Source organism: Dysgonomonas termitidis (assembly GCF_054657735.1).
Window position 1 is genome coordinate 1,279,314 of sequence record NZ_BAAHYD010000003.1, and the last position, 17,159, is coordinate 1,296,472.

Genomic DNA, 17,159 nt, shown 5'->3' on the forward strand with positions numbered 1-17,159 from the left:
TATAGTATATGCCAATCCGAAATATTTATACTTGCTCTTATTGCTGATACCGCTAATTGTGTGGTACATCATTAAGTTGAGGAAGATGCAGGCTACATTTAAGATGTCTTCAGGCTTTGCTTTTGAGAAGGCACCCTCTACAATAAGAGTTTATCTGCGCCACTTTCCGTTTTTGCTAAGGGTGGTCGCAATCGCGTTAGTTATAATTGTCCTGGCCCGTCCGCAGAGTGTCAATTCTTCGGATGTATCGAACTCTGAAGGGATTGATATTGTAATGGCTCTCGATATTTCGGGTACGATGATGGCGCAGGATTTTTCTCCTACACGTCTCGAAGCGGCTAAGAAGGTTGCCGCCGAGTTTATTAACGACAGGCCTAACGACCGGATCGGTCTGGTCATATTCGGTGGGGAAAGCTTTACCCAATGCCCGTTGACAACGGATCACAAGGTATTGTTGAACTTACTTACAGAGGTTAAATTCGGCATGATAGAGGATGGTACTGCCATCGGACTGGGTTTGGCCAACTCTGTGAACCGCTTGAAAGACAGTAAGTCCAAATCGCGGGTTGTAATACTTTTAACTGACGGTTCCAATAATGCCGGACAAATTGCACCTTTAACGGCAGCAGAACTGGCAGCGTCTTATGATATACGTGTTTATACCATAGGAATTGGTTCCAGAGGGACATCTACAGCAAGGATAATGACACCTTACGGCTTGCAGACTATGCAGGTGTCAGGCGACTTTGACGAGCGTACATTGACGGAGATAGCAGCTATTACCAAAGGGCAATACTTCCGCGCAACGGACAATACCAGCCTGAGTGCGATTTATGATGAGATAGATCAAATGGAAAAAACCCATATAAGTGTAAATACTGTAACCAAGCGTAAAGAACTTTACCTGCCATTTGCCATTTTCGCATTAGCGTTGGTTGGCCTGGAGCTGGTTCTTCGCCGTACATGGTTGAGGAATATACCATGAGATAATTAAGAATTAAAAATTAAGAATGATGATGGGCTAAGGGTTTGGTTATAACGTATTAAAGCTTGTAACTCGTAACTTGTAACTCGTAATTGCAAAATAGTATGTTTAAATTTGGGAATCCTGAATATTTGTATTTGTTTTTTGCCATACCCGTTTTTGTGATAGGCTTTATTTTCCTGAATATAAGGAAAAGGAAAAGTGTGGAAAAACTGGGAACACTTGCATTGGTAAAAAGAATGATGCCTGAACTTTCATTGAAACGTTCATATCTGAAATTCTGGGTTATACTTGTTGCCATAGGTTTTGGTATAGTCGTTCTTGCACGCCCGCAGTTTGGAACAAAAGTGGAGAAGGTCGACAAGAAAGGAATAGAACTGGTTATTGCCATAGACGTATCTAATTCGATGATGGCTGAAGATATAAAACCGAGCAGGTTAGCCAAGGCAAAGCAAATGCTGACCCGCATTATCGATGAACGCAGGGATGATAAAGTGGCTATAGTCGTATTTGCCGGAGAAGCTTTTATACAGTTGCCGCTTACTCCTGATAACCAGTCAGCTAAATTGTTTCTGGAAACGATTGATCCCAGTCTTGTACCGGTTCAGGGAACTGCAATCGGCAGTGCGATAGATATCAGCATGAGTTGCTTTTCTAACGATACGGATATAGACAAGGCTATTGTTCTGATTACCGATGGTGAAGGACATGAAGGCGACGCGGAAGGAGCCGCAACGCGGGCAGCTGAGAAGGGTGTGCATGTAAATGTTGTGGGCATAGGTACTACCGAAGGTGCAATGATTCCTGTATCGCCGGGTTCTAATAATATGAAACGTGATACTCAGGGGCAGCCGGTCGTGACAAAGCTGAATGAAGAGATGTGCCGCCAGATAGCAAAGGCCGGAAAAGGGCTTTATGCACATGCTGATAATTCGAACAGTGCGCTGAAAAGCCTGCAAGCGGAGTTGGAAAAATTGCAGAAAAAAGAAATAGATGGAATCGCATATTCCGAATACGACGAAAAATATCAGATTTTCGCATGGGTTATGCTGGCGCTGCTTCTACTGGAGATATGTGTGTTTGATAAGAAGAACAGGATATTCCGGAATATCAGGCTGTTTAAATAATTGAGAATGTGGACAAGATGATGAAGAAAATTATATTTATAACATTATTAGTGTTTGTAACTATCGGCCTATCCGCCCAGAAGGGGGTTAGAAAAGCTGTACGAACAGGGAATAAGGCATATAATGAACAACGATATGGCGCGGCTGAAACCGAATACAGCAATGCGCTGAAAGAAAATGCAAGTTCGAAAGAAGCTTCTTTCAATCTGGCTAACACATATTATAAGCAGCAGAGATGGGATGACGCGCTGAAAGAATACCAGCATTATCTGACCTTGGAGAATGAAGATGAAACAAAAATGGGCTCTGCCTGGAGCAATATGGGTAATACATTCCTGAAAAAGAAAGGGAATGAAAAAGGACAGCAAATGCAGATGGCACAGGGAGGTCAGCCTCAACAGGGGGGAGGGCAACAGGCGGATAATCTGAAGCAGTCGATGGAAGCCTATAAAAATGCCCTGCGCCTGAATCCTAAAGATGAAGAAACACGGTACAACCTGGCTGTGGTTCAGAAAATGATAAAAGATAAAGAAGATCAGGACAAAGACCAGAATAAAGATAATAAGCAAGATCAGAATAAGGATCAAAAGCAAGATCCGAAACAAGATCCCAAGCAAGATCCGAAACAGGACCCTAAGCAGGATAAGCAGGACCAGAAGCAGGATCAGAACCAAATGTCGCAGCAAAATATGCAACAGATACTTCAGGCTTTGGAACAAGACGAGAAAGAAACACAGGAACGTGTAAAACAGGCTAAAGCTCAGGAGCGAAAACAGAAGAACGAAAATAACAGAAAGCAAAATAAAGACTGGTAATGAAGAGAAAAGGATATAGCTATTCAATTTGCCGGTTCTGCTTGTCAGTTGTATTACTATTCCCCTTTCTGTCGGTGGCTATAGGCCAGAGTGTCAAGGTAAATGTAAAAGCGCCCGAAACAGTGTTCACAGGGGAACAATTCAGAGTGGACTATATAGTTGAAAGCGATAATGATATAAGAGAGCCGGTAATAATAAAGAATATGGAGGGCTTCACCATATTATATGGCCCTTCTGTATCATCGTCGAGGGCAGTCAGGTTTAATAATGGTAAACGAGTGACTGTATATATGACCACATCTTCCTATTATCTGGAAGCCTCTAAAGACGGGAAATATACATTGCCCAGAGCTGAAATAACGGTAAACAGCAAGAAATATAAAGCGGAGTCCGTCAAAGTAGAAGTGAAGTCGCCAAAAGAAGTTGCGGACGAAGTCGATGCTTTTGTAAAAACAACCGTATCCAGAACAAGTGTAAATTTGTCAGATACATTGACGCTGACTTATAAGCTATATACAACTAAAGAGGTTAAGCGTATAATAAGTGCGGATTTTCCTGTTGTGAAAGATTTTTATACAACCAATATAACACGTTCGCGTCAAACCTTTACAGATGAAGTTGTGAATGGCAAGACCTATAAGGTAGTCGAACTTAGGCGCTTAATACTTCAGCCACGTAATCAGGGACAGATGACTATTCCCGAAGGGCAGATATCAGTAGAATATTCTACCCCGACAGGCAGAAGAGTACGAGATATGTGGGGAGACGTGTACGATGAGACGATCAGAAGTGAAAAGTCTTTAATAATAGAGCCCGTAATAATACGGGTACAAGACCTGAAAGCAATATAAGTAAACGTTGATATTTAATATTACACTTTAAAGTTATGACTTTCGACCGATGCTATATTTAGATGGACAAACAACGTTCGACGGAACAAAGTGTAGTCAATAAGTAGGTCTGAGACCTTAAAGTTATTATTTTTGTATTCTGAATAAAAAAATAGACCTAACGAAAAAGAGTAAATAGAGTAATGAAAAAGTATTTGATTTTATTGACATTATTACTCATAAGCATTTCAAACATATGCGCTGATAACATCACCTTTGTTATCAGTGCCCCTGCTTCTACAGTGAAGGGTGCGCAAATCCAGCTGCAGTATGTATTGAAAGGTGGTGAAGGCCGGGAAATTCATGTGCCGGATGAGATAAAAGGTTTTGACGTACTTTACGGGCCATCTGTTTCGCAAATGTATAGTTCTTCGAACATCAATGGGAAAGTGACTTCGGAGAGTAATATAACCTATACATACCTATTGTTGGCAAAAGAAGAAGGTACCTTTACCTTACCTTCGGCATCGGTAAAAGTAGGAGGCAGCAATTATAAATCGAATACTGCCCAGATAAAGGTCTTACCTCCCGATAAGAATGCTCAGCCGCAACAGCCCGGGCAGCAGGTAAAGCCGACAACATCTTCTTCTACAGCCGGAAATGTCAATCCGAATGATGCTTTCGTAAGGGCGATATTCTCTAAAACTAAGGTAAAAGAACAGGAAGCGGTGACTGTCACATTCCGCTTCTACACAGTACTGAATATAAGGGATGTAGGGAAGATCCAATTTCCTGAATTTGAAGGCTTCATGACAGAGGATTTCGAGCTTCCGGCAAATCGCCAAATGGCTTTGGAGCATTATAACGGACGCAACTATTATACTGTAGATGTAAAGAAAACGCTCTTGTTCCCTCAACGGTCGGGTAAAATGACGATACCGTCGGGTACAATGGAAATCGTATTTGAAGTGGCTTCAGGTAAAAAAGTGCAGACGTTCTTCGGTACTCAGGAGGTGATGACCGAGGCTAAAAAAACATTGAAGACAACACCTGTCACGGTCGATGTATCTGCGCTTCCGATACAAAATAAACCCGCTAATTTTTCGGGAGGAGTGGGAGACTTTTCGTTCAAACCGTCTATATCCGCAGAAAAAATTAAGGCAAACGACGCTGTCACTATCAAGCTGGACATAACGGGAACGGGAAACCTGAAACTTATAAAGAATCCTGAAGTCAAGTTCCCTAAAGATTTTGAAACTTACGATCCGAATGTAAAGAATGATTTTAAGTTAACCGAGAATGGTTTGTCGGGTACAAAATCAATAGAGTATATGTTTATTCCCCGTTATCCGGGTAAATTTACAATACCTGCCATCGAATTTTCCTACTTCGACACCAGAAGCGGTTCTTATAAAACCGTTTCATCCCCATCATACACACTGGATGTAGATAAGGACCCAAATGCGGGAAAGAATGTGTCTACCAGTTATTCGAGCCAGAGAGAACTGGAAATGGAGCAGGATATCCGTTATCTTAAAACAGGGGACTATTCATTTACAGACCCTCAAAGTTTCTTTGTAGGCTCCCTTACATATCTTCTGTGGTATCTGATTCCGTTAGTGCTGTTTATTGCATTTACTATAATATACAGGAAACAGATAAAGGCGAATGCCGATATCGCTATGATGCGTACCAGGAAAGCGAATAAGGTGGCGACAAAGCGTCTTAAACTGGCTAAGAAATATTTGCAGATGCAACAGAAAGATAGTTTCTATGAGGAAATCCTGCGCGCAGTATGGGGTTATCTGAGTGACAAGCTGACGATCCCGGTTGCAGACCTGAACAGGGAAAATATTGAAATTGAATTATTGAAATACGGTGTGGGCGATGATCTTATAAGCCAGTTTATTAATATACTGGATACAGGGGAATTTGCCCGTTATGCTCCGTCCGAATCCGGGCACGCAATGGATGACCTGTACAACAATACAGTAGATGCTATCGGTAAAATGGAAAGTACAATTAAGAAAATAAAATAAGGTCTGATGAAACGAATCATATTATCTTGCCTATTCATATTCGCTATATATTCTGTCGCTTATGCACAGGATTCGGTCCCGGTTGTGAGTGATTCGCCGGCAACTGTGACAGGAAGCCAACAGCAACCCGGAACTTCTTCCGACCCGGCTACAACAGCCTACAATGAAGGTGATTTCCGTAAGGCCATTGAAATACTGGAAACCCGGAAGAATGAACAATTGGAAAAAGGGCTGGAGTCAGCCCAATTGTATTATAACTTAGGCAATGCTTATTTCAGGGTGAATGACTTGGCGCATGCCCGCCTGAACTATGAAAAAGCCTTGTTGCTCGATCCGGGGGACAGGGATACCCGTCACAATATTGAATATCTGTCGACAAAGATAGAAGATAAAATACTGGTTGCGGATACATTCTTTCTCAACATATGGTTCAGGGCTGTCCAGAACTTATTCAGTTCGAATACCTGGGCCGTCATAGCAGTAGTCTCATTCCTTTTACTGATGGGATGCTTATCCATGTTTTTCTTCAGCCGCTATGTCTTCATGAAGAAAACGGCTTTCTATATAGGAATAGTGGCATTGGTTTTGGTCATACTCGCAAATGTATTTTCGTTCGGACAGAAGAACAAGATCGAACACAGGGATACCGCTGTTATCATGGCCGGTTCGGCATCCGTGGTCAGTTCTCCGGATATTAACAGCAAAGAGTTATTCATATTACACTCCGGAACAAAAGTATATATAACAAAAGAAGACCGCAACTGGCTCGAAATAGAAATAGACAATGGCAGTGTGGGCTGGATTCAGCGCGAAAAGCTGGAAGTAATATAATTTGCTTTAAAATGAGAAACTTCTGATGAGCCTTGTAGAAAAGATATTGCCATACGAACGGAATTTATTTCTATGGCTCAACGAGCATCATACTGACTATTGGGACACATTTATGTGGATATATAGCGGTAAACTTATCTGGTTACCTCTAGCTATAACCGGTCTGGCCGTATTTGTGTATAAAATAAAATGGAGGGAAGCCCTGTTGCTTCTTATTTGTGCCGTATTAGTCGGAGTTTTATGTGACTTTGTTTCGGCGAACCTTATCAAACCCTATTTTGAGCGATTGCGGCCCACACATCATCCCGATTTTGAAGCCTTTGTGGAAGTAGTAAAAGGATATCGCGGAGGACGTTACGGGTTTATATCCAATCATGCAGCCAATGGATTCGGAGTTGTAGCTTTCACCTCCCTGTTGTTCCGGTACAGATATCTAACTATTACAATGATAATATGGGCTACCATTACAGCGTATTCCCGTGTTTATCTGGGAGTTCATTTTATTTCCGATGTTGTCGGAGGTGCTGTTTGGGGTGCTTTAATAGGCTTTTTGGTGTATTATGTTTATTTAACCTCTCGCCGGTATATTCTGAAAGTTCCTAAAGAGGAGGTTAGAATACCTGTCTATAGCAAAGAAAGAGCAAAGATACTTATTGGCGCAATATTGCTCACGATAGCATCAATTGCTATATATAGCGCAATATTTGATATTCCTTCATAAAATCCATTGTTTTTCAAAAAAGAATTTTATAACTTTAGAACATATTCCTAATCATTTACCATTTAAAACTTAGAGAGTATGACTAGAGTTATTACATTTTCAGAGCTTCGCAAAATCAAGGATAGTTTACCGGATGGAAGCATACATCAGATAGCTGAAACTTTACAAATTCCTGTAGAAACGGTTTGGAACTACTTCGGGGGATATAGCTACGAAAAAGGGCAAAGTTGTGGCGTACATATAGAACCCGGGCCGGACGGAGGTTATGTTTCACTCGATGATACCACTATTTTGGACATGGCTTTAGAGATGATGGAAGCGAAGGAAGCTTAAGAAAAAATACAGAGATGAATGCCAAAAGTGTTCATCTCTTTTAAAATAAGTACAACAACAAATAAATATATACAGCAATGGGAGATAAATTGGTAACACTTGCGATTCACACAAACGAAAAAGCCCAGATATTGAAAGGCGTATTGGAAGGTGAGAATATTGAAGTCCATATCAATGATGTGGATTTGGATAATCCGGGAGTATCACCCGGCGTTCGTATCCGTATCAAAGAATCCGATCTGCCCAAAGCCCTGAGCGTAGTGGAGAGTCGTCACTTATTCAGCTACGATGAGGAAGAAACATACAGGACTGATGACGGACGCAAACGCATCCTTATTCCGGTCGATTTCTCCGATTATTCGCTTAAAGCATGTAAGATAGCCTTTAACCTGGCTCGTGATCTCAACGCGAAAGTAAAGATACTTCATGTATATTTCAATCCCTACTATCCTACTGCACTACCGATGGCCGAAGCATTTGCCTATCAGGGAAAGGAAGAAAAGGAATTCCAGAATATTATAGAGAAAGTAAAGGAAAATATCCAGAAACTATGCAATACGATAGACCAGAAGGTTTCGGAAGGGGAATTCCCTTCGGTAAACTATTCTTATGTATTGCGCGAGGGCTTGCCCGAAGAAGAGATAGTGACTTTTGCCAAAGAATATAAGCCGACACTGATACTTATGGGCACCAGAGGCAAGGATCAGAAAGATGCCGACCTCATCGGCAGTGTAACGGCGGAGGTGATAGAAATGACTCACGTTCCGTTAATTGCAATTCCGGAAAACACACCATTCTCGGATTTGAGGGAAGTGAAGAAAATGGCATTCCTTACAAACTTCAGTCAGAGAGATTTGATCTCATTCGATTTGCTGGCAAAACTCTTGCAACCATATAGCGATGTACAGATTGTACTTACTCATATAGCCGTTAAGAAAGGTGACCGCTGGGACGAAATAAAACTTGCCGGAATCAAAGATTATTTCAGTAAGCAATATCCGGGCTTGAACCTCGACTATAAGTTGATCGACACCAATGATATGCTCAAAAGCCTGGATGAATATATAAAGAATGATAAAATACAGATATTATCCCTGACCACCAGTAAGCGGAATATCTTTGCCCGTATGTTTAGTCCGAGTATCTCGCGTAAGATGCTGTTTCACTCCGATACACCTTTGCTGGTGTTAAGAGGTTAGAAAACTAAGTATATAATAGCATATAAATCTATTCGTTATCTTTGATGTTAACGGATAGATTTTTTTATAAACAGTAAACAGTATTTCATGCAGGGACGCTAAGGTGCAAAAGGTAACACTTTTTTCAGTCATCAGTTAGCAGTTAACAGTCAACAGTAATGTAGCTTTCTCAACTTACTACTTATTACTTAAAATTTACTACTTGTTAAAAAGTAACAAAGGTAACAGGGATATCAGTGAACAGTAAACAGTCAGCAGTTAACAACTCGTATCTTGTCTACTCGTAACTTGTAACTGCCCTAGGGCGAAGTAACCCGTTACTATATCAAAAAAGTTACAAAAGTTACACTTTTTCCACTATTTTTTATCTGTTCCTTTTTCCCCTCTCTGTAAGTCCCCCCCTTAGGGCAGAGCTGTTAAGTTCTGAATCTTATATTCTCTTTGTCATGTTGAACGAAGTGAAACATCTCCTAAATAGAAGGAGATCCTTCGTTTCACTCAGGATGACAGCAGAGAATAACAGAACAAAGCGGAGAACTTAACAGCCCTGTCCCCCGCTGGCGCGGACTTCCAGTCCGTGTCTTGTTAACAGTGCAAAAATGTCTGCTACGCAACACACAGACGGGACGTCTGCGCGAGCGGAGGAAGACGAGGCAAACCCGTAACTCTTAAAAAAAGGTAACAAAAGTAACACTTTTTTAGTCTTTGTGCCCTTTGTGATTTCCTTCGTGTACTTAGTGGTTGAAAACTCTTTACCACAAGGGGCACAAATATTTACACAAAGAACACTATATAAAAAGTAACAAAGGTAACAGATATATCAGTAAACAGTAAACAGTCATCAGTCAATAACTCGTAAGATGTAAAACTTTGCGTCTTTGCGTGAAACAAAACAAAACGCCAGCCAACTTGTAACTCGTAACTTTTTCTAAATCATTAAACCTTGAATCTTTAAATTCTAAATCCAACATTTCAAAGAACTCCCTTTCTTGTAAACCAGTACACTAAAAATAGTATAGATAAAGTTTGAGAAAAGTCTTTAGCCTAATTAAAAGTAAATCATTACATCAAACTCCAAAAAAACAGTAATTTTACAGTTATTTATAAAAATAATTCATTGATTGTAATGGAAACATCAATAAACCCCGATTTTTCAATTGTTATTGATGACATCACACCTGCATATGGGCGAAATAAAAGAGTGAGCCGACAGGCAATAGGCAATAGATAAGAATTTAAATTATATAATTAAATGAAAAAAACAATATTAATAACTATGACCGGATTATCAATGATGTTTGCCGGCTGCGGAGGGGGGCAAAAAGCACCGGAGAAGCAGGCTGAAGCGGACACTGTCCCTGCTGATTTCAATAGATGCTTTTGCCGACCTCGAAATCCTGCGTTATTACGTTCCCGGATTCAACAATCTGACTTTGGAGCAAAAAGAACTGGTTTATTATCTCTCTATGGCTGCTGTCGAAGGGCGGGATATTCTTTTCGACCAGAACAACCGGTATAACCTGGCTATCCGCCGCACGCTGGAGGCTATCTATGGAAATTATAAAGGAGATAAGAGCTCGGCTGATTACAAAGAGTTTGAAGTATATCTCAAGCGTGTGTGGTTCTCTAATGGGATACACCATCACTACGGCGAGGAAAAATTCCTGCCGGGTTTTTCTAAAGAATTTTTCGCGGAGCAGGTAAAAAACTTACCGGCGGAACTTGTTCCGGTAAAAGAAGGTCAGTCCGTAGATGATTTTATAAAGATGCTTACGCCTGTCATGTTCGACGCTAAGGTAATGGCAAAGAAAGTGAACCAGTCGGGAGGAGATCTCATCCTTACTTCTGCCAATAATTATTACGGAGAAGGAGTTACCCAGAAAGAAGTCCAGGGATTTTACGGGGCAATGAAAGATACAACCGACCTTACGCCTATATCTTACGGGCTCAACAGCCGTTTGGTAAAACAAGACGGAAAACTGGTCGAAAAGGTTTGGAAAGTCGGCGGCTTGTATTCACCTGCAATCGAAAAAATAGTTTTCTGGCTCGAAAAAGCTCAGGCTGTAGCCGAGAATGACGCGCAAAAGAATGTGATCTCAAAACTTATTTCATATTATAAGTCCGGTGATTTGAAAACGTTCGATCAATATGCTGTGGCATGGGTTGAAGATTTAAATTCACAGGTCGATTTTGTAAATGGTTTCACGGAAGTTTATGGAGACGCGCTTGGTATCAAAGCCAGTTGGGAGTCCATTGTAAACTTCAAAAATGTAGAAGCGACAAAACGTACCGAGATTATCAGTTCAAACGCGCAATGGTTTGAGGATCATTCACCTGTGGACAAAAGTTTCAAAAAGGAAAAAGTAAAAGGCGTATCTGCCAAAGTAATCACCGTAGCTCAACTTGGCGGAGACTGCTATCCTGCGACGCCTATCGGCATCAATTTGCCGAATGCGGACTGGATACGCAAAGATCATGGTTCCAAGTCGGTGACAATAGAAAATATCATGGAAGCATACGACGCGGCAGGCGCGCATACCGGATTTGGTAAAGAGTTTATGTGGTCTGACGCTGAGGTGAATATGATAAAGGAATATGGCTTCATTACCGATGTTTTACATACCGATCTCCACGAATGTCTGGGACATGGTTCGGGAAAATTACTGCCCGAGGTTGATCCTAATGCATTGGGAGAATTCAGTTCTACCATCGAAGAAGCCCGTGCCGACCTGTTCGGACTGTATTTCCTTGCCGATGCCAAACTTGTAGAGTTGGGCATTATCCCGAATGCGGACGCTTACAAAGCAGAATACTATAAGTTTATGATGAATGGCCTGATGACACAACTTGTACGTATCGAACCCGGTAAAGACATCGAGGAAGCGCATATGCGTAACCGCCAGTTGATAGCCAGGTGGGTTTATGAAAAAGGAAAAGCTGAAAATGTTGTCGAATATAAAATAAAAGATGGCAAAACATATGTTGTAGTAAACGATTATGCCAAATTGCGCACATTATTCGGCGATTTACTTGCCGAAATCCAACGAATCAAATCGGAAGGCGATTTCAATGGGGCAAAAGCTATTGTAGCGAATTATGCGGTAAAAGTTGATCAGAAATTGCATAAAGAAGTGCTGGAGCGTTACAAGACATTGAATATGAAACCATACAAAGGTTTTGTGAATCCGGTATTCCAATTGGTACAGGATAAGGACGGTAAGATGACCGATGTGAAAATCTCTTATACCGAAGGCTATGCGGAACAGATGATACGCTACTCGAAAGAGTTTTCGACATTGCCGACATATAACGATTGATTCGGAATCCTGAATGAGAGAAGAATGAATATAAAAAAGAGGCTGTCCCAAAAGTATTTTTCACTTTCTATTTACATACGCTACGCTCCTGTGACCGTTGGTTGTCATGTTGAACGGAGTGAAACATCTCGTTTCTCAGGGTCGAGATCCTTCGTTACACTCAGGATGACAAAGAGGGTGGCACATTGATAGTACTGTGCCCCTTTTGAGACAGCCTCTTCTTTTATATCAGAACATCAGCATTTTCAATCCGAATGATAATCTTAGATATTCCTTTGGTCCCAGGTAACTGTTCGTGAAAGCACTGGCGATATACAGGTCATTGCTGCTTATTTCATAGAACAAAGTGAGGGACTTGGCAAAGAAGCGTTTGTCCGGCGGAATGTTATACGTGATCCGTTGACCCAGATAGATGTTGAAGCGCATCTTTGTAGAGAACGAATAATAACTGTTCGGGTATTTGTCCGGCTCATTTACCCAGAAATCCCCGTCGAAGATCGTATTTACATACAGTCCGGTAGCCAGGGGATCTATCGAGAAATGTTTATTCAGTTCCTTCTTCCAGGGAATAAAGTTCTGCTTCAGGGTAAACGTTATCTTAGAACGCTTGGTCGAATATTTTGGCAGATATCCGAAGAATATATCCGTTTCCCACTGATTGTTTTTTCCGTAATCCCATCCCAGGCCTAATGATATCAGCCCCATTCCGCCGGCATACTGCACTTTGGTATAATTGGGAATAAGGTTCTCCCATTGCGATTTATATTTCTCAATACGCCTGTCGTAATCGTTCTGGGCAGAAAGAGAATGGGTGATAAGCATTGCAACAAGGCACAGATATAGTGTATTCTTAAAATTCAATAACTTCATAATCGTATGTATCGTCAGGCTTTATAGTCAGCAGTAAATATTTGCGTTTGTCCACACTTGGTGTACCATAGTACATCACTCCATCGTTGAACAGGTCGTCTACCTGCGCCCAGTGATCATGTGCATTCAGACAAAACTGCAATTTCCGGAATTCCTTTATATATCGTTGAAAAACATTGGCTACATTATTATTGAACTGTTCCGAATAAGGGCGTACATGCATTGCAAATATTGTCTTTTCATATTCTTCCCTTTCGTCTTTATATTCCTGTTCTATGAACTGAAAATCGGGAACAGGATGCGAGTAGTCGAATTCAAGGGCATTTGTATTCAGACAGATAAATTTAGTGTTGCCTGCCAGAAATGAAAAGTTCACCTCACCGAATACTTCATGGAAGACATCTATGCCGTTTGCGAGACAGTCATGGTTTCCCAGAAGTACCACATAAGGCACTTTCAGCTTATTCATAATATCCCTTTGCCACAGAAACTCTTTAGTGAGGCCAAAGTCAGAAATATCTCCGCCGTGAATAACGAAATCGACATCGTTCCGTTTATTTATAGCTTTCACAAAATCCTCGGCTTCGTCGTAGGCGCGTTGCGTATCCCCGGTCATTACAAAACGGATCGTCTCCTTTCCCTTACAGAACTCTTCTATACGTGCAATATTTTTTGCATTAATTCCCGTTTCTCCTTTTATACGCCCGTCATAGGGGTGGTACTCTATCATTTCACATGCGGTGAAAGTAAGAAGGGTAAATAAGAGGATATATATTTTCTTCATAAAAACTTAATAATAGTAAAGCAGGTGCAAGGTTACGGGGAATAATAGATTTTAGTATCCGGTAAGCAGAAAATATACTGCGGCGGGCTGTTTTTTACATTTATTTTAACTAAATGTGCGGTTATGTTAACATATTAGGCGGCTAAAATCTCTTTTCCTGGCGGGTGTATGATAAATAAAGAAATTCAGGCGTTATTCATATTTTTTATAACGGATTATGGGAACGAAGTATTATCGGATTATAATTCCTATCTTTATTCTAAAATAATACAACATGAAATTTAAAGAAGAACAAAAAAACAAATCGGTATTAACGACCAGTTATGTACTGACTAACGGTTCGCCCGTTACCTTCGTTTTATATGATGAAGACGGAGACTGGCAGCTCTTCGGTGAAGAGGATGTGACTGATGATGAAGACGCCTATCTCGTTTCTGTAGACGAAATGCTGGAGATGGAGCCTGCCCTCCGCAAATTGCCTGATTTACAACCGGGACAAGCCGCTGTCCGAGAGAAAGACAGCGCCCGCTGGTTTATCGTAGAAGAGGAGAAGTAGATATTTAACATAGCTTGCACGGAATACCGCATCAGTATTCCGTTTTTTTTGTACTTTTGCCAGACTGAAACGATTTGAGATAAATCATTTTTATTTTATTATTTATTAAAATTATATTTCTATGAACAACGAAAAAGGACTGGACTTTAAATCCATGACTGAAGCCGGAGAGAAAAAACTGTTCATCGAAACCTATGGCTGCCAGATGAATGTGGCGGACAGCGAGGTTGTTGCATCTGTAATGCAGATGGATGGTTATACTATGACGGACAAGCTGGAAGATGCTGATGCCGTGTTTGTAAACACATGTTCGATTCGCGATAATGCCGAGCAACGGGTTATTCAGCGCCTCGATTTTTTCAATGCCCTTAAGAGAAAGAAGAAGCCCAATATGATCATCGGGGTTCTCGGATGTATGGCAGAGCGGGTGAAAGAAGAACTGCACGACAAGCATCATGTAGACGTGGTGGTCGGTCCCGATGCTTATCTCGACCTGCCTAATCTGGTGGGTGCCGCCGAAAGTGGCGAAAAAGCAATCAATGTCGTTTTATCAAAAACCGAAACATATAAGGATGTGATACCTTTGCGTATCGGAGGAAATCATATTTCGGGCTTTATATCCATTATGCGCGGATGTGATAAGGTTTGTTCGTACTGCATTGTGCCTTATACCAGAGGACGTGAGCGTAGCCGTTTGCCTCAAAGTATATTGAACGAAGTTGCCGACTTACGCGACAAAGGCTTTAAGGAAGTAACTTTGCTGGGGCAGAATGTAAATTCGTACCGCTATGAGAATGAAGATGGTACGGTGGTAGACTTCTCCCGTTTACTCGAAATTGTAGCTCTTGAAGCCCCAAAAATGCGCATCCGCTTTACCACTTCATACCCAACGGATATGACCGATGAAACGCTGGAAGTGATAGCGAAGTATGATAATCTTTGCAAATTTATCCACCTGCCTGTACAGTCGGGAAGCAGCCGTATGCTGAATGTGATGAAACGTAAGTATGACAGAGAGTGGTACCTGAACCGTATAGAGGCTATCAAACGGATTATTCCGGGATGCGGGCTCTCTACGGATATAATGTGCGGATTCCATTCCGAAACAGAAGAAGACCAGCAGGAGACTTTGTCACTGATGCGTGAAGTCTGCTTCGATTCGGCCTTTATGTTTAAATACTCGGAGCGTCCGGGAACATTTGCTGCCAGAAAGTTAGAAGATGATGTGCCCGAAGATGTTAAAATAAAGCGTTTGCAGGAAATTATAGAATTACAGAACGAATGTTCCCTTGAAAGTAATAAAAGAGATGTCGGCAAAGAGTTTGAGGTATTGGTCGAAGGATTCTCCAAACGTTCGAGGGAACAACTGTTTGGACGTACTTCTCAAAATAAAGTGGTTATCTTTGATAAAGGCAGCCATCGCATCGGAGATTTTGTAACTGTCAGAATTACAGGGAATACTTCGGCTACATTATTTGGCGAGGCCATATAAGTTATAAATAGGGCTAATAATGCATTTTAATTTCTAACTTATTTTCGTTGTTTCACTTACCAATATGCTAAATAGCTCTGTAACTCTGAAATATATACATAGTTTAGTTATTTTTATTAAAGATTTTTCCTGCTTTTTCAAAAAGTAACTATATTAGTTGTCCGTTTTGGAAAACATAGAAAGGAAATATTTGTTATAGAAAAAAGGATTAATTTAAAAACTTAAAGAATTATGAATAAAACTGGCTCTAATTTATTATTTTTAGCCATAGGTGCGGCATTAGGTGCTGCGGTGGGCTATGTTGCAGCTTCTGATAAGAAAGAAGAATGGTTAAAAGACATAAACAGCCTTGTAGATAAGGTAAAAGGCAATGTAAGACATGCAGCAGGCAGAGGCCGGGAAAAAATAGATGAGTTGAGGAGCGATGTTGAATGATAAAGAAACAGACAAAAGCTTAAATACTCTGGTTGAAGAAATCAAATTAGAACTATTAAGCTATATCAATAAAAGAATCCGGCTGTTCAAGCTGGATGCTTTTGAGAAGTTGAGTCTCTCTGCTTCTGCGGTAGGATATGGCTTAATAGTTCTGTCTATTATCGCTGTACTTATGTTCTTCCTGCTGATCGGGCTGGCATTTTTTATAGGTGAACTCCTGAATAGTCTGGCGGCCGGATTCGGTATTATGGCCCTGTTTTCTTTGTTTGTTCTGTTGGTAGTTTTTCTGTTCAGGAGAAAGATAAAAGAATCTATACTGAATAGTACTATAAACTTTTTCAGAGGAATGGAGGATAATGATGAGAAATAAATTAACACCATTAGAAGAACTCCGTCAGGAAAAAGCAATAGCGAGGCGTGAGTGCGCCGAGAGTGAAGAACGTCTGGGTGAACACTGGACGTATCTTTCCGATAATGCGGGTCCACTCCTTTTTCATAGCGCCGTGAATACGGTACTTCGTCAATTCGGGTTCGGCCCCAAAGAGAAGTCCAAATCTAAAGATACGGATTCGGATGGAGTAGCACACAGTGGCCTATTGGGAACCCTGATGGCTTATTATCCTGTTGTGTGGGAAATAGTGCAACCAATGCTGTTACGTTTTGTCATCAGAAAGATAAAGTCTATTTTCTCGGGTAAAAAAAGGAAAAAACGAAGAGGCTGCGACGATGACGACGATTGATCCAACCGAAAAAGAAATAGCAGGAAACAAGGGAGTGGCGAAGAGCCGTTTTCTTGTTTTTTGTTCTTGGATAATTCATATTAAT

The 17,159-nt window shown here is 41.0% G+C and carries 16 protein-coding genes and 1 pseudogene; 15 read left to right on the plus strand and 2 right to left on the minus strand.

The annotated features are described in order from the left end of the window. Nucleotide 1: 1 nt before the first annotated feature. The 10 genes and pseudogenes from ACYQ3L_RS26120 (at nucleotide 2) to ACYQ3L_RS26165 (ending at nucleotide 12,197) form a co-directional block, all read left to right on the plus strand. A complete protein-coding gene (locus tag ACYQ3L_RS26120) occupies nucleotides 2-985 on the plus strand; it encodes a vWA domain-containing protein (RefSeq protein ID WP_379996981.1) in 984 nt (327 codons plus the stop codon). 104 nt (nucleotides 986-1,089) lie between these two features. Further along, complete coding sequence (locus ACYQ3L_RS26125; protein WP_379996799.1) at nucleotides 1,090-2,112, plus strand: vWA domain-containing protein; 1,023 nt, start codon at nucleotides 1,090-1,092, stop codon at nucleotides 2,110-2,112. 17 nt (nucleotides 2,113-2,129) lie between these two features. Further along, nucleotides 2,130-2,927: a tetratricopeptide repeat protein gene (locus tag ACYQ3L_RS26130; RefSeq protein WP_379996801.1), complete on the plus strand. Its 798-nt coding sequence runs from the start codon at nucleotides 2,130-2,132 to the stop codon at nucleotides 2,925-2,927. After that, a complete protein-coding gene (locus ACYQ3L_RS26135) occupies nucleotides 2,927-3,778 on the plus strand; it encodes a BatD family protein (protein WP_379996803.1) in 852 nt (283 codons plus the stop codon). Before ACYQ3L_RS26130 ends, ACYQ3L_RS26135 begins: the two co-directional genes overlap by 1 nt. Nucleotides 3,779-3,960: 182 nt before the next feature. Continuing rightward, nucleotides 3,961-5,796, plus strand: coding sequence for a BatD family protein (locus ACYQ3L_RS26140; RefSeq protein ID WP_379996805.1), 1,836 nt, complete (start codon nucleotides 3,961-3,963; stop codon nucleotides 5,794-5,796). Nucleotides 5,797-5,802: 6 nt separating this feature from the next. Further along, complete coding sequence (locus tag ACYQ3L_RS26145) at nucleotides 5,803-6,627, plus strand: tetratricopeptide repeat protein (RefSeq protein ID WP_379996807.1); 825 nt, start codon at nucleotides 5,803-5,805, stop codon at nucleotides 6,625-6,627. Between the two features lie 25 nt (nucleotides 6,628-6,652). Further along, nucleotides 6,653-7,348, plus strand: coding sequence for a phosphatase PAP2 family protein (locus ACYQ3L_RS26150; protein WP_379996809.1), 696 nt, complete (start codon nucleotides 6,653-6,655; stop codon nucleotides 7,346-7,348). A gap of 78 nt (nucleotides 7,349-7,426) precedes the next feature. Further along, nucleotides 7,427-7,681 carry a DNA-binding protein gene (locus ACYQ3L_RS26155; protein ID WP_291108777.1) on the plus strand — a complete coding sequence of 85 codons (255 nt, stop codon included), beginning with the start codon at nucleotides 7,427-7,429 and terminating at the stop codon, nucleotides 7,679-7,681. Between the two features lie 77 nt (nucleotides 7,682-7,758). Beyond that, nucleotides 7,759-8,880, plus strand: a complete 1,122-nt coding sequence (locus tag ACYQ3L_RS26160) for a universal stress protein (protein WP_291108779.1) — start codon at nucleotides 7,759-7,761, stop codon at nucleotides 8,878-8,880. Nucleotides 8,881-10,132: 1,252 nt separating this feature from the next. Beyond that, nucleotides 10,133-12,197 (plus strand): annotated as a pseudogene (locus ACYQ3L_RS26165) (dipeptidyl-peptidase 3 family protein). A 228-nt stretch (nucleotides 12,198-12,425) separates the two neighbouring features. Here the strand turns inward: ACYQ3L_RS26165 and ACYQ3L_RS26170 are convergent. Beyond that, nucleotides 12,426-13,067: a hypothetical protein gene (locus ACYQ3L_RS26170; protein ID WP_379996812.1), complete on the minus strand. Its 642-nt coding sequence runs from the start codon at nucleotides 13,065-13,067 to the stop codon at nucleotides 12,426-12,428. Then, the gene (locus tag ACYQ3L_RS26175; RefSeq protein ID WP_379996814.1) at nucleotides 13,048-13,851 is read right to left on the minus strand and encodes a metallophosphoesterase family protein; all 804 of its coding nucleotides are present in this window, start codon (nucleotides 13,849-13,851) and stop codon (nucleotides 13,048-13,050) included. Before ACYQ3L_RS26175 ends, ACYQ3L_RS26170 begins: the two co-directional genes overlap by 20 nt. 274 nt (nucleotides 13,852-14,125) lie before the next feature. Here ACYQ3L_RS26175 and ACYQ3L_RS26180 point away from each other — a divergent pair, with 274 nt between their 5' ends. The 5 genes from ACYQ3L_RS26180 (at nucleotide 14,126) to ACYQ3L_RS26200 (ending at nucleotide 17,074) form a co-directional block, all read left to right on the plus strand. After that, a complete protein-coding gene (locus tag ACYQ3L_RS26180; RefSeq protein WP_379996816.1) occupies nucleotides 14,126-14,407 on the plus strand; it encodes a hypothetical protein in 282 nt (93 codons plus the stop codon). A 121-nt stretch (nucleotides 14,408-14,528) separates the two neighbouring features. Continuing rightward, nucleotides 14,529-15,899, plus strand: a complete 1,371-nt coding sequence (gene miaB, locus ACYQ3L_RS26185) for a tRNA (N6-isopentenyl adenosine(37)-C2)-methylthiotransferase MiaB (RefSeq protein ID WP_379996818.1) — start codon at nucleotides 14,529-14,531, stop codon at nucleotides 15,897-15,899. Between the two features lie 231 nt (nucleotides 15,900-16,130). Then, nucleotides 16,131-16,334: a YtxH domain-containing protein gene (locus ACYQ3L_RS26190; RefSeq protein ID WP_379996820.1), complete on the plus strand. Its 204-nt coding sequence runs from the start codon at nucleotides 16,131-16,133 to the stop codon at nucleotides 16,332-16,334. Further along, nucleotides 16,324-16,704: a phage holin family protein gene (locus ACYQ3L_RS26195; RefSeq protein ID WP_379996822.1), complete on the plus strand. Its 381-nt coding sequence runs from the start codon at nucleotides 16,324-16,326 to the stop codon at nucleotides 16,702-16,704. Before ACYQ3L_RS26190 ends, ACYQ3L_RS26195 begins: the two co-directional genes overlap by 11 nt. Further along, on the plus strand, nucleotides 16,691-17,074 hold the full coding sequence (locus ACYQ3L_RS26200) for a hypothetical protein (RefSeq protein WP_459952532.1): 384 nt from the start codon (nucleotides 16,691-16,693) through the stop codon (nucleotides 17,072-17,074). The genes ACYQ3L_RS26195 and ACYQ3L_RS26200 overlap by 14 nt, the downstream gene beginning before the upstream one ends. The last annotated feature ends 85 nt before the right edge of the window (nucleotides 17,075-17,159 follow it).